The organism is Citrobacter sp. Cu096 (assembly GCF_030332285.1).
Classification (GTDB): domain Bacteria; phylum Pseudomonadota; class Gammaproteobacteria; order Enterobacterales; family Enterobacteriaceae; genus Citrobacter; species Citrobacter meridianamericanus.
This window is the reverse complement of record NZ_JAOWID010000022.1, coordinates 346,738-359,828: the sequence shown is the minus strand read 5'-3', so window position 1 is coordinate 359,828 and position 13,091 is coordinate 346,738. Positions and strand designations below refer to the sequence as shown.

11 protein-coding genes and 1 pseudogene are annotated in these 13,091 nt (G+C 53.4%); 4 read left to right on the top strand and 8 right to left on the bottom strand.

What is annotated here, in order from left to right; genetic code table 11:
- Positions 1-26 precede the first annotated feature (26 nt).
- From lacA to OGX99_RS08385, 4 genes are all read right to left on the bottom strand, one after another.
- A complete protein-coding gene (gene lacA / locus OGX99_RS08400) occupies positions 27-638 on the bottom strand; it encodes a galactoside O-acetyltransferase (RefSeq protein ID WP_252837913.1) in 612 nt (203 codons plus the stop codon).
- A 29-nt stretch (positions 639-667) separates the two neighbouring features.
- Positions 668-1,921, bottom strand: a complete 1,254-nt coding sequence (locus tag OGX99_RS08395; RefSeq protein ID WP_187252955.1) for an MFS transporter — start codon at positions 1,919-1,921, stop codon at positions 668-670.
- Positions 1,922-1,975: 54 nt separating this feature from the next.
- Positions 1,976-5,053, bottom strand: a complete 3,078-nt coding sequence (locus tag OGX99_RS08390) for a beta-galactosidase (protein ID WP_252837914.1) — start codon at positions 5,051-5,053, stop codon at positions 1,976-1,978.
- Between the two features lie 121 nt (positions 5,054-5,174).
- A complete protein-coding gene (locus tag OGX99_RS08385) occupies positions 5,175-6,257 on the bottom strand; it encodes a LacI family DNA-binding transcriptional regulator (protein ID WP_187253034.1) in 1,083 nt (360 codons plus the stop codon).
- Positions 6,258-6,420: 163 nt separating this feature from the next.
- Here OGX99_RS08385 and OGX99_RS08380 point away from each other — a divergent pair, with 163 nt between their 5' ends.
- Entirely contained in the window at positions 6,421-7,029 is a 609-nt protein-coding gene (locus tag OGX99_RS08380) for a class I SAM-dependent DNA methyltransferase (protein WP_370608157.1), read from the top strand.
- Here OGX99_RS08380 and OGX99_RS08375 read toward each other — a convergent pair.
- On the bottom strand, positions 7,026-7,976 hold the full coding sequence (locus OGX99_RS08375; RefSeq protein WP_151218772.1) for a GlxA family transcriptional regulator: 951 nt from the start codon (positions 7,974-7,976) through the stop codon (positions 7,026-7,028). The genes OGX99_RS08380 and OGX99_RS08375 overlap by 4 nt on opposite strands.
- A gap of 18 nt (positions 7,977-7,994) precedes the next feature.
- Complete coding sequence (locus OGX99_RS08370) at positions 7,995-8,771, bottom strand: MBL fold metallo-hydrolase (RefSeq protein WP_286543171.1); 777 nt, start codon at positions 8,769-8,771, stop codon at positions 7,995-7,997.
- A gap of 407 nt (positions 8,772-9,178) precedes the next feature.
- Here OGX99_RS08370 and OGX99_RS08365 point away from each other — a divergent pair, with 407 nt between their 5' ends.
- Positions 9,179-9,424 (top strand): DUF2543 family protein, encoded by a 246-nt coding sequence (locus OGX99_RS08365; protein ID WP_151218563.1) that lies wholly within the window; start codon positions 9,179-9,181, stop codon positions 9,422-9,424.
- 86 nt (positions 9,425-9,510) lie between these two features.
- Positions 9,511-9,987 (top strand): cold-shock protein, encoded by a 477-nt coding sequence (locus tag OGX99_RS08360; RefSeq protein ID WP_187252951.1) that lies wholly within the window; start codon positions 9,511-9,513, stop codon positions 9,985-9,987.
- 108 nt (positions 9,988-10,095) lie between these two features.
- Here the strand turns inward: OGX99_RS08360 and OGX99_RS08355 are convergent.
- Both OGX99_RS08355 and OGX99_RS08350 read right to left on the bottom strand, forming a co-directional pair.
- Positions 10,096-10,285, bottom strand: a pseudogene (locus tag OGX99_RS08355) (putative quinol monooxygenase); the annotation flags it as partial.
- Between the two features lie 135 nt (positions 10,286-10,420).
- Positions 10,421-11,233: a DNA-binding transcriptional regulator gene (locus OGX99_RS08350; protein WP_219608506.1), complete on the bottom strand. Its 813-nt coding sequence runs from the start codon at positions 11,231-11,233 to the stop codon at positions 10,421-10,423.
- Positions 11,234-11,425: 192 nt separating this feature from the next.
- Here OGX99_RS08350 and OGX99_RS08345 point away from each other — a divergent pair, with 192 nt between their 5' ends.
- The gene (locus OGX99_RS08345; RefSeq protein ID WP_210904698.1) at positions 11,426-13,090 is read left to right on the top strand and encodes a bifunctional 3-(3-hydroxy-phenyl)propionate/3-hydroxycinnamic acid hydroxylase; all 1,665 of its coding nucleotides are present in this window, start codon (positions 11,426-11,428) and stop codon (positions 13,088-13,090) included.
- The last annotated feature ends 1 nt before the right edge of the window (position 13,091 follow it).

Sequence of the window (13,091 nt, the reverse complement as noted above, 5' to 3'; positions counted from 1 at the left end):
GCACCATTCGGCTCTTATGCCCGGTATCAAAGAGCATGTTCTAATTTATAGTTTTTATAATAATATTGCTTATCTCTGTCATTTATCTCGCGGATAACCCGACAGGGAATCCCCACTGCCACGACATTTGCCGGAATGTCTTTTGTGACGACGCTCCCCGCGCCAATCACGGAATTATCGCCAATCGTTATGCCTGGATTAATGACCACATTACTGCCAATCCATACGTTATTGCCGATGGTGACCGGAAAGGAAAACATCTCTCCGGATTGCCTTAATTCATGATGAACAGGGTGACCTGTTACTGAGATGGTGACGTTTGGCGCAATTAATACGTTATCGCCAATGCTGACCGTGTAATCATCCACAATGGTAAAGTTAAAATTGGCGTAGAAGTTTTTGCCAATGTGAATATTGCTGCCGTAAGAGAAATAAATCGGGGGCTCGATCCACGCATTCTCTCCCACGGTGGCAAACATTTCACGAATCAGTTTTTCCCTCTTTTTAATCTCCGATGGACGCGTGTGGTTAAATTCATACATCAACTCTTTTCCGCGCAATCTCTCTTCCGGCAGCCCTTCGCACATATCGGTATACAATCTGCCTGCTTTTATTCTGTCTCTCATAGACATGCTCATCGCAGCTATTCCTTTATTGTCATTCGTCTTCAGACTTGTTTGCTTGTTTGAGTGAAAACGCGGGAAAACGGCCCGGGCCCGCTAAGGGTAAAGACGGAAATCAGGGTGAAGCTCAGCGCAATTATTCCCAGTACCAGATAAGCCCCCTGGAAACCAATACTCTCATACATTTTTCCAGCCAGGACTGACATGAAAATCATGGCTAACTGCTTGAAGAAGCAGAAACACACCAGATAAATCGTCGCCGAGAAACGCACTTCAAACTGACTGGTGATGTATTTGAAGCAACCGACGATCAGGAACGGTATCTCAAACATATGCAACGTTTTGAGAATAACGACCTCCAGCGCAGAGGTGGCAAAGGAGGAGCCGATGATCCGCACCGACATAATCATCCCCGCCAGCAGCAGAGCGTTCTTACCGCCGATGCGATTCACAATCAGCGGCGCAAAGAACATGATTGAGGCATTGAGTAATTCCCCCATGGTCGTGACGTAGCCAAACACTCGAGTGCCTTGTTCGCCGGTGGCAAAGAACGAGGTAAAGAAGTTGGCGAACTGCTGGTCAAACACGTCATAAGTACAGGACACGCCGACCACGTACAGAGAGAGGAACCAGAGCTTCGGCTGTTTGAATAACTCCAGCGCCAGCTTCAGGCTGAATGCCGAGTTGTTGGCGCCTACCGCATCCGCGACTTTTGCAGAAGAGGGCGCATCGGTTTTTGAAAAGAGCAGCAGCAATGCCAGGATCACCGCGCAGCCAGAACCTAACCAGAAGACAAACTGGTTGTTGATGGTGAACATAATTCCGGCAATCGAGGCGCACAGCGCCCAGCCCACGCAACCGAACATACGCGCGCGACCAAATTCAAAGTTGCTTCGGCGGCTGGCCTTTTCAATATAGGCTTCAATCGCCGGGGCACCGGCATTGTAAATAAAACCAAGGTAAATTCCACCGACAATCGACCCCAGTAAAATATTAACCTGTAACAACGGGCCAAAGACGTAAATAAAGAACGGGGCAAACATCACCAGCATTCCGGTAATCACCCACAGCAGGTGTTTACGCAGACCAAGCTTATCGGAAAGCAGCCCAAAAACCGGCTGGAACAATAATGAAAATAGCGAAATACAGGCGAAAATAATTCCCGTATCCCCTTTACTGATGTGGTTTACATCGTGTAACCAGATAGGGAAGAAGGGGAAATATGCACCCATAATGAAAAAATAAAAGAAGAAAAAAAAGCCAAACATCCAAAAGTTCGTGTTCTTTAAATAATACATAATGGACTTCCTTAGGCAAAATAAGGGCAGGTTGCGACCTACCCTTTATTATGTTTAACCCCAGATAACCTGGTAGTGGTAACGCCCTGCGCTCAGTAGAAATTCCGGTGATACCGAAGGACTCCACGAATCATCGCCACCGACGCCCATATGGAAGCCATCAATATTGAGCCAGCTACCCGCTTCCGGTTGCAGCAGATGGCGGTGGCTGGTTTCCATCAATTGCTGCTGGCTAAAGCGGCTGATGTTGAACAGGAAGTCTCCGCGCCACTGGTGCGCGCCGTAGTGCAGTTCTCGCGTGCCGCAGCGCAGACCGTTTTCACTTGGAAAAACATACGGCGTGTACATTTCATCGAGCGATAAATCCCAACGGTCGAAACAGGCGGCGCTCAGCCTGTCCGGGTAGTTCTCATGCGGGCCAAGACCTAACCAGTTCACCCGCTCAGCGACCTGCGTCAACTGGCAGCTCAGACCGATACGGGCCGGATGCGGCGTGTCGCTGGCGACGTTGACATCCACCGTTATCTGCATTTCACCCTTGCCGTCAATACGGTAGCTTTTTCGGCTGATGAACAGCGTTTCACCCTGATACTGCCACGCATGTTCGGTGGTAATCAGAACCGCATTGCTCAGCGTGTCGGCTGCACAGTGCAGTAACGTTGCCTCGACCTGATAATGACCGGCAGACTTCCAGCGTTCGACCCAGGCGTTAGGGTCGATGCGGGTTGACTCGCTCACGCCGATGTCGTTGTCCAGTGGGGCACGGATGAACTGGTCGGTTAGCGGAGTTAACAGTTGGGCTGTATCGCCAATCCAGTACTGTGCCAGCAGGCCAGACTGACGGTCGAATTGCCAGCGCTTGTTGCCGCTCTCAACAGTAAAGACGTTTTCGCTAGCGTTAAGCTGTGGCGCGATGTGGGCAGTTGGCAGTTGCGGCAGGCTGAGTTTCTCTTGAAGCTTCCATTGCTGCCAGGCGCTGATGTGCCCGGCGTCTGACCACGCAGTTGCCTGAGGTTGTTCTACGCGTACCGTCAGCCACACCTGACCTGCGGTTTTCGGCATCGTGACATCTGGCAGGGTAATCACCTGGCGACCCTGTGGAGCGATATCCAGAACGATTTCTCCGGCGGCTAGCGGGTTGCCATCCTGGGCGATCGACCAGTGCAGAACTTCGTTATCGCTGCGGCGGAACAGATATTCGCTGGTCACTTCAATCTGGCGTTCAGCGCCCGGCAGTAACGTGAACTGGAAAAACTGCTGTTCATGTTTGGCCTCATATAACGCCGGGTGTGGGGTGCGATCGGCGAACACCAGTCCGTTCATGCAAAACTGACGATCGTTAGGTGTGTCGCCAAAATCACCACCGTAGGCGGACCATGCCTTGCCGTTTTCATCATATTTAATCAGCGACTGATCCACCCAGTCCCAGACAAAGCCGCCTTGCAGGCGCGGATATTGACGGAACGCTTGCCAGTATTTGGCGAAGCCGCCAAAACTGTTGCCCATGGCGTGGGCGTATTCGCAAAGGATCAGTGGACGTTGCTCGCCGGGCATCGACAGCCACTTTTTAATCGACCATTTGGGTACGGCGGGGAAGGGCTGATCCTGATCGACGCGGGCATACATCGGGCAAATGATGTCAGTCGCCGTAGTATTTGCGCCGCCGCCTTCATATTGTACCGGGCGTGACGGGTCTTCTGATTTTATCCAGCGGTAGAGCGCGTCGTGATTGACCCCATGACCGGATTCATTGCCCAGAGACCAGATGATAATGCTCGGATGGTTGCGATCGCGCTGTACCATGCGCGTAACGCGCTGGCTCATGGCTGGCAACCACGCGGGATCGTCGGTGAGGCGATTCATCGGCACCATGCCATGGGTTTCAATGTTGGCTTCGTCCACCACGTACAGCCCGTAGCGATCGCACAGCGTGTACCATAACGGATGGTTCGGGTAATGCGAGCAGCGCACGGCGTTAAAGTTGTTCTGCTTCATCAACAGAATATCCTGCACCATCGTTGCTTCGTCCATCACCTGACCATTGACCGGATGGTGCTCATGACGGTTGGTGCCGCGAATCAACAGTGGCTTACCATTGAGTAACAGCAGTCCGTTTTCAATGCAAACCTGACGAAAGCCGACGTCACAGGCTTCCGCTTCAATCAGCGCTCCGTCCGCGGTGCGTAACTGCACAACGGCACGGTACAGATTGGGTGTTTCGGCACTCCACAGCGCCGGGTGTTCGACGTTCAGACGCAGGGTAACCCGGTCATGATAAGCACCGCGTTCATCAATAATCTCGCTGCCGAGTGGAGAAGTCGTTTCGGCTGTGAGCGTTTCTCCCTCCCACAATTGAAGGGCTACGCGTAAATCTTCGCTCGCGTTGCCCGCCACTCTGACTTCCACTGTCAGCGCAGCGCGGCTGAAGTCGTCGTTAAAACGGGTATTAATGCGCAGGTCGCGAATTTGCGTTGTAGGCTTATGTAGTAAAGATACGTCGCGAAAAATACCGCTCATGCGCCACATATCCTGGTCTTCCAGATAGCTGCCGTCGCTCCAGCGCAGCACCATCACTGCCAGACGGTTTTCGCCGTGCAGCAGATAATCGCTAAGATCGAATTCAGATGGCAGGCGGCTGTCCTGTCCGTATCCCACCCAGCGGCCGTTGCACCACAAATGAAATGCGGAGTTCACGCCGTCAAAAATAATGCGCGTCTGACCCTCATCTAACCATGCATCGTCAATATTGAATGTGAGCGAGTAACATCCTGTCGGGTTCTGTGCCGGAACGTACGGGGGGGTAACCGGAATCGGATAGGTGACATTGGTATAAATTGGGGCGTCGTAGCCGTCCATCTGCCAGTTAGAGGGGACGTTGATAATGTCAGCCTGAGGCAGATCGCTTGTCAGCCAGCTTTCCGGCACTGCCTCTGGCGCGGGAAACCAGGCAAATTGCCACTGGCCATTCAGCGAGTGTAACTGAGTCGAGTGCTGATTAGTACGCGCGTCATCTGCTGAACGCCAGCTACAGAACGGTGGGTGCGCCTCCAGGCGGTTGAGCTGCGTAACGCCGGGATTTTCCCAGTCGCGACGTTTCAGAACAGCGGAGAGTGAATCTGTGTTCAGGTTCATAACGGTATCCTGTTTGAATTTGTTATTCGCTCACAATTTCAATCAAAATACGGATAAGCGATCCCAACTGTAAAGGATGGGGCGTTCAATGAGTGAACTGACTCACACAATTGTTACGCGTTCACAATTTTGGTGTGAGCTGAGAAACTTGCCGCGCAAGCTGGATCAGTGAATCGGCCAGCGCCTGGGGCGAGGCGGTCTGTGTATCGGGTGGCAGAACTGTTTGGCGCTTAACCAGGGTGACGGGCAGTAATTGATTGCCAACGGTTGATTCACCACGGGGAAGTTGCAGCAGCCTGTCGACGCTGGTTTCACCCAATAACGGAAAATCCTGCCTGATGGTAGTCAGCGGTGGAATGTAGCAGGCGCTGTCTTCGGTGTCATCGTAGCCTATCACCGAGATATCCACCGCCACCCGCAGACCGAACTCGCTGATTGCTCGCATCGCGCCTAGCGCCATTTGATCATTAGCGACCAGCATGGCGGTGGGGAGGTTGCCGTCATTAAGCATATGCAGCGTTTGCTGAAAACCGGACATCGCGCTCCAGTCGCCTTCCAGCTCCGCGACGGGTTTTAGCTGGTAGTGCGCCAGATATTTATGCCACCCCGTATGGCGAAGCCTTGCCGACACTGAAGTATGCGGCCCGCTCAGCAGAGCAATCCGCTGATGTCCATGCTGTACCAGATGTTCAACGCCGAGGCGTGCGCCGTCGTCATGGGAGAAAATCACGCTGTTAATCGGTGTCTGGTCAGAGACATCGAGAAACAGTACCGGCACCGTACCGCAGGCGGTGGCCACGGCAATGGCATCTTCTTCATCCAGCGGATAGTTGATGATAAGCCCAGTTACGCGTTGAGAAAGCAGGTTGTGGACGGCGGCTTTACATGCCTCAACGCCGCTACGCTCGACCATGGCGATCACCACGCTGGCACCGGACTGGTCGGCGCGGGATTTTATGGCGGCTACGATTTGCGAGGGGGCATGCAGGGCAAGGTTCGCCGTCACGACGCCAATTAGCGGCGTCTGTTTACCTGCCAACTGCTGTGCGACGCGGTTGGGGATGTAATTGAGCTCCGCCATCGCGGCCTCAACTTTCTGTCGGGTTTTTGCGGAAACGTGGCTGGCCTGATTCACGACGCGAGAGACGGTCTGGTAAGAGACACCTGCATGGTCTGCCACATCGTATAGCGTTACCGGTTTCACGTTTATCACCCCTGTCATGACGTTATCTGCGCGCTATGATGCCACAGCGGGAAGGTTTTGGGGTATTTACGCATGGGTTATGCGAGGTGCATTCCAGGGTTGCGGATTGTGTGCTGGAGGATTTATCGTCGTGATGCTGAACGGAATAAAAAGTGAGGACATCGTGAGCGACTCTGCGGCAAATAATATTCTGTCCATCTACCGACGCCATGCGGAGGCTTTTGCCAGCCAGCGCTCTCGCGCCTTGTTTGAGAAAAGCTGGCTGGACAAGTTCATTACCGTAATGGGCGGGCAGGGCTGCATTGTGGATATTGGCTGCGGCAATGGTCAGCCGATTGCGGATTATTTTATCCAGCAAGGCTTTCAGCTGACGGGCGTTGATGGTTCCCCGGAAATGCTGGCGCGGGCGCGGCACTCTTTCCCCGCACAGCGCTGGCTGGAGCAGGATATGCGCGAGTTGGCGCTTAACGAGACATTCGACGGACTGATCGCCTGGGACAGCTTTTTCCATTTAACCCAACCGGATCAGCAAAAGATATTCCCGATTTTTGACCAGCTCAGCCATCCTGGCAGCGCGCTGATGTTTACCAGTGGTACGGAAAACGGCATTGCGATGGGGGAATTTGAGGGCGAACCGCTGTTTCACGCCAGCCTCGCGCCGGATGAATACCGCGCATTGCTGTCAGCACACGGCTTTACGGTGGTCGAGATGGTGATGGAAGATCCGCACTGCGCCGGGCATACCATCTGGTTGGCGCAAAAAAGAAGCTAGTCGCCGCGAAAGGTTTTACGCCATTCTGCCGGGCTAACGCCAAAGTGGGATTTAAAATGCTGGCGCCAGGTGACGGGCGACTGGAAACCAACTTGTTCGGCGATGCGCTCAACGGGTAATGGGCTGGATTCCAGCAACGTCTGGCTACGCCGAAGACGCTCGGTAATCAACCAGTCGGCTACGCTCGACCCGGTGGCCTTCATAAAGTGGCGGGTCAGGGTGCGGCGACTCATCATCACCCGCTGTGCCAGCTCGTCGAGATTATGCGGTTCGTGGAGATGCTGGCGCAAATAGTCGAGCAAGGCGTTGATGCGTTGATCCTGGGTATTTTTCGCTACCGGTTGTTCGATAAACTGCGCCTGACCGCCCTCGCGGTGCGGTGGCACGATCATCCGTCGGGCAATCTGATTCGCCACCGTGCTGCCAAAACGCTGACGGATGACATACAGACAGCAATCCAGCGCCGCAGCGGTGCCTGCCGAGGTAATAATTCCGTCGTCATCCACGTACAGGGCGTTGATATCCAGACGGGCCGCCGGGAAGCGCGCCTGAAAATCCTGCTCGAACTCCCAGTGCGTAGCCGCCCGTTTTCCATCCAGCAGGCCGGCATATCCAAGGACAAACGCTCCCAGACATAGCCCGACAATCTGTGCGCCGTTTTGTCGTGCGCGGTTGAGCGCATCCAGCAAGCTTTGTGGTGGACGATGTGCGGTGGTGCTCCACCAGGGGATCACCACGATGTCGGCGGCCTCTACCGCTCCATAGCCGTAAGCGGCAGTAATTGAGAAGCCATCCTGCGAGGAAATGATGCCCGGTTTTTCGGCGCACAGTTGCACCTCGAAACGCTTTTTCGTTGCCACTTTGTCACTGAAAATAATGCACGGCACCGAGAAGTGAAACGGGCTGAAATCTTCCACGGCAACAATGGCGACGTTGAGCGGCTGCATACGATTCCTCTGTGGATGTTAGAACGTCAGGGTTTCGCCATCTTCCGGCACGTTAATGAATTGCGCAATCTGGTTGTCGCGGGCGTACTCTTTCAGCACCTCTCGGGTCAGCAGACAGTGGTTAATCGCCTCCATATGGGTCGCCACAATGTGTGCTTCGGGTAGCTTGAAGTGGGTTTTCAGCACATCTTCCGCGCCCATAATAATTGGGCCAAACCCGATAACGTGGGCAAAACCTGCATTCAAAATAACCACGTCTGGCTGGAATGTCCGCATGTTAGTTTCCACCTCATCGCGCCAGATGGTGTCACCGACCAGATACAGCGTTTTTTCTGCCGGATGCTGGAATATAACCCCACAGGCATCACCCAGACGCTCCGCCATTTGTGGGATAGCGTAGGCGCGATCTGAGCCGTGCTGGCCGCCGGTTTTACGCAGGGTGATATCGCCGATCACGGTGTTCTGCATCAGGACGGTCAGTTGTGTGAACCCCTGACCCCGCAACACCTGTGCGTCCTGCTCATTTTGCACATAGATCGGTTTATCTTTCGGGACGATGCGAGCCGCAGCTTCATCCCAGTGGTCTTCATGCAGATGGGTGACGATCAGCGCATCAACGTTGAGCAGCGTGTCGATATCGACAGGCAATTCCACGGTCGGGTTGCGGATCTCGGCGCGCGCCGTTCCGGCAAAGCCTGGATAAGCCCCTTTCTTCGCCAGCATCGGATCAATCAGAAAAGTTTTACCGCCGAAGATGATGCGCTGCGTAGCGTTACGGATTTGCGTAATGTTCATGGTGTTTACTCCACGTGTTGGGTCTGTGGTGTCATCGTAGAGTGTTGTCCAGAAGATGAATGTGGGCAAATGGGCGACTAGCGATGAGATTGGGCCAATTGCATTCAGCCTGCAGTAAATGTTATTTACTGCGTTTAATCTCCGTCTCATTGCCTAAATTAATAAACATCTATCTTCCTTTTTTCTGCATTATTTATTCTGCAGGTATTATCAGAGTCTGAATAAAAATGCAGTTATTTTAATAAAAGGAAGATTTATTAAATTCGAAGCGACTCCGGAAAATAGTGTTGATATCTGCTACGCATCACAGACAGGAAACAGATCGCGAACCACGAAATAAGAATGCTATCATTCACATCAGACACGGCAGGAACCTGCTGGCCCACGCATTCACCCCGGAGTACCTGATGAACAACGACATAGCGCTAAAATATTATGATATCGCTGACGAGTACGCGACCGAAGCGGCAAAGCCGGTGAGCGACGCTGAACGCGACGCGCTGGCGCACTACTTCCAGCAGTTGATCACCCGTCTAATGAACAACGAAGAGATCAGCGAAGAAGCACAGCAGGAGATGGCAACCTTGGCCGGCGTCGACGCGCAGCGCATCGATGATATCGCGGAGTTTCTCAATCGTTGGGGTAACGAGTAGCCAAAGGTGTGGCCTGTGTTTTACACTGCGCGCAAATTGAGTAGGTATACTCTACAAGTAATAGGTTTAATCAGGCGGAAACAGCAATGAACGGAACAATCACAACGTGGTTTAAAGATAAAGGCTTTGGATTTATCAAAGATGAAAACGGCGATAACCGCTATTTTCATGTGATTAAGGTTGCGAATCCTGAGCTGATCAAAAAAGACGCGGCGGTGACCTTTGAACCCACCACCAACAACAAAGGCCTGTCTGCCTATGCGGTGAAAGTCATTCCGGACAGCAAATACATCTATATTGCAGGTGAGCGCCTGAAGCTTACCTCTATCAAATCATACCTGGTCTACAGCGAAGACGTTCCTGCCGAGACCCGTATCGATAAAGAGAACGCGGTACTGTCTGTTGGCGTGCTGATGAACAGCATCCGACCGAAATCAGACGTCAAGCCTGGCGAAATGCGCACGCTGAAAAAGCTGGCCATCACCACCTTCCAGGGCACGACGCTGATCTTCTCGGAAGATGAAATCGATATCGACGAGACGGTGAAACTGCTTAAAGTCTGAAGCCCTTCAGAGTGAATGAATGCCGAAACGCTGCTCTTTCTGAGCGGGTTTCGGTTTTTTTGCATCAAATAGTCAACTCAGTAATTTAAGCCTTCTGTAATAAATGCCATCGAGAGCCGCGTGCTCTGGCCATTCTTCTATAAAAATAACATGGCCCGGATCTTTTTCATCAATATAAAGGTTGTAAGCAATACAGCGCGGTTCTTTCCTGGTGGTCGATATTTGCTCACGATACAAAGCAAGACCGGTTTCAATATACTCAAGTTTGATGAAATCATTCGGCAATAATCTTTAACATTCAACCTCCTGGCAAAAAACGTAAGCACACTATGTAATGAAGATATATTGCGGGGAAGACGCCACAGTGATATATCGGTCGGTGAGTGAGTTATTCCAGCGCTCAATCAGATTATCTGCATAACTGTGATCAACTTCACCTCCCGGCAACCAAAATCTCCTGTGACTCGACGCCGTCCTCTATCTGTTTCGCCACCTTTTGTAAGGCTGGAAGATGCTTTTCCGCAGCCTGTTCGATGGTCATGGCGCTGGCCATATACACCAGATTCAGGCAGCCGATGACCCGCTGTTCGCTGCGGATGGGAACGGCGATAGAGGCAATTTTCTCCTCCTGATCCCAGCCGCGATAGTTCTGACCAAAACCGTCTTTTCGCGCACGAGCCAATATGGCGTCGAGCTTTAAGGGTTCTCGCGCCAACTGGAACTCTTCTCCCGGTCGTGAGGCCAGCATTTCAATCAGTTCCTGACGTTCATTTTCCGGGCTAAATGCCAGCCAGGTCAGGCCGGAGGCGGTTTTCAGCAGCGGCAGTCGACGCCCGACCATCGCCCGGTGAAACGACAGGCGGCTGAAGCGGTGGGTGGTTTCACGCACCACCATGGCGTCCACATCCAGCGTGGAAACGTCGGTCGGCCAGATCACCTCGCGTAGTAAATCTCCCAGCAGCGGGGCGGCCAGCGCAGAAATCCACTGCTCGTCACGAAATCCCTCGCTAAGCTGGCGGACTTTAATGGTTAAGCGAAAGCTGTCATCGGACAAGCTGCGTCGGACGTAACCTTCATCCTGCAACGTTTCCAGCAGCCGCCTGACCGTGGTGCGGTGCAGGCCGCTCAGCTCAGCCAGCAGGCCAACACTGGCCCCGCCATCGAGTCGATTTAACATATTTAATAACATTAATCCGCGCGTTAGCCCGCGCACGGTTTTGTATTCGGTGTTGTCATCATTTTTCATATTCGTTGACAAATCTAAAGGTAAAACAACGTTGTGCACCTGGTGCACATCCAGGCATGTTTTGATTGTAGCGCAAAAACTCACTTCTATACTGACCGCACAATAAAAAATAATTTACATCTTTTTAACAAAACGCAATTGCACCTCACCTGGGGTAGTAATTGCGTTTTGACCGAGTCGTGAGGTTCTGAAATGACAACAATAAACCCTGATATCCAACCCGCAGTGCAACACACCGTTCAGGTCGCGATTGCCGGAGCCGGTCCGGTAGGGCTGATGATGGCGAACTATCTTGGCCAGATGGGCATTGAAGTGCTGGTGGTGGAGAAGCTCGACACGCTTATCGACTATCCCCGTGCTATCGGGATTGACGATGAAGCGCTGCGCACCATGCAGTCCGTCGGTCTGGTCGAAAACGTGCTGCCGCATACCACTCCGTGGCACGCGATGCGTTTCCTCACCCCGAAAGGCCGCTGCTTTGCTGATATCCAGCCGATGACCGACGAATTTGGCTGGTCGCGGCGCAACGCGTTTATTCAGCCGCAGGTGGATGCAGTGATGCTGGAAGGGCTGTCGCGTTTTCCCAACGTGCGCTGCCTGTTTTCCCGTGAACTGGAAGCCTTCAGCCAACAGAACGGGGAAGTAACGCTGAATCTGAAAGCGCCGGACGGCCAGCGCGAAACGGTGAAAGCCCAGTGGCTGGTGGCCTGCGACGGCGGGGCCAGTAACGTCAGACGGTCGCTGAATGTGCCATTTGAAGGCAAAACCGCTCCAAATCAGTGGATTGTGGTGGATATCGCCAACGATCCGCTCAGCACGCCGCATGTGTATCTGTGCTGCGATCCAGTGCGCCCGTATGTCTCCGCCGCGCTGCCGCATGCGGTGCGCCGCTTTGAATTTATGGTGATGCCGGGAGAAACCGAAGCACAGCTCAGTGAGCCGCAAAATATGCGCCAGTTGCTGAGCAAAGTATTGCCGAACCCGGACAACGTCGAACTGATCCGCCAGCGTGTGTACACCCATAACGCCCGTCTGGCCGAACGTTTTCGCGTTGACCGCGTGCTGCTGGCGGGCGATGCAGCGCACATTATGCCGGTCTGGCAGGGGCAGGGGTACAACAGCGGCATGCGCGATGCTTTTAATCTGGCGTGGAAACTGGCGCTGGTGATTAAGGGCAAAGCCGGTGATGCGCTGCTGGATACCTACCAGCAGGAACGTCGCGACCACGCCAAAGCGATGATCGATCTCTCCGTGACCGCAGGCAACGTACTGGCGCCGCCGAAACGCTGGCACGGTGCTGTGCGCGACGGGGTTTCCTTGCTGCTGAACTACATTCCGCCGGTCAAACGCTACTTCCTTGAGATGCGTTTTAAACCGATGCCGCAATACCACTCCGGGGCGCTGGTGCGTGAGGGCGACGCGAAAACTTCTCCGGTCGGCAAGATGTTTATCCAGCCGAAGGTGACGCTGGAAACTGGCGACGTGACGCTGCTCGACAATGTCATCGGACCGAATTTCGCTGTGATCGGTTGGGGGTGTAACCCGCTATGGGGCATGAGCGAGGCGCAGATCCAACAGTGGCAGGCGCTGGGCACGCGGTTTATCCAGGTGGTACCCGACACGCAAATCAGCACCGAGCAGGATAACTATGACGGCGTGACCCGCCTTGGCGATACGCAAAACCGCCTGCGCGCGTGGTTTGCCCAACATAACGCCTCGCTGGTGATTATGCGCCCGGACCGTTTCGTCGCTGCTACCGCTATTCCGCAAACCCTGGGCAGTACCCTGAATAAACTGGCGTCGGTGATGACCCTCACCCGAGTAAGCGCCGACATTCCCGTTGAAAAGGTAGCCTGAT

Coding starts and splice junctions, on each gene's coding strand:
- lacA (WP_252837913.1), bottom strand. CDS start 638: ATGAGCATGTCTATGAGAGACAGAATAAAAGCAGGCAGATTGTATACC.
- OGX99_RS08395 (WP_187252955.1), bottom strand. CDS start 1,921: ATGTATTATTTAAAGAACACGAACTTTTGGATGTTTGGCTTTTTTTTC.
- OGX99_RS08390 (WP_252837914.1), bottom strand. CDS start 5,053: ATGAACCTGAACACAGATTCACTCTCCGCTGTTCTGAAACGTCGCGAC.
- OGX99_RS08375 (WP_151218772.1), bottom strand. CDS start 7,976: ATGCAGCCGCTCAACGTCGCCATTGTTGCCGTGGAAGATTTCAGCCCG.
- OGX99_RS08370 (WP_286543171.1), bottom strand. CDS start 8,771: ATGAACATTACGCAAATCCGTAACGCTACGCAGCGCATCATCTTCGGC.
- OGX99_RS08365 (WP_151218563.1), top strand. CDS start 9,179: ATGAACAACGACATAGCGCTAAAATATTATGATATCGCTGACGAGTAC.
- OGX99_RS08360 (WP_187252951.1), top strand. CDS start 9,511: ATGAACGGAACAATCACAACGTGGTTTAAAGATAAAGGCTTTGGATTT.
- OGX99_RS08350 (WP_219608506.1), bottom strand. CDS start 11,233: ATGAAAAATGATGACAACACCGAATACAAAACCGTGCGCGGGCTAACG.
- OGX99_RS08345 (WP_210904698.1), top strand. CDS start 11,426: ATGACAACAATAAACCCTGATATCCAACCCGCAGTGCAACACACCGTT.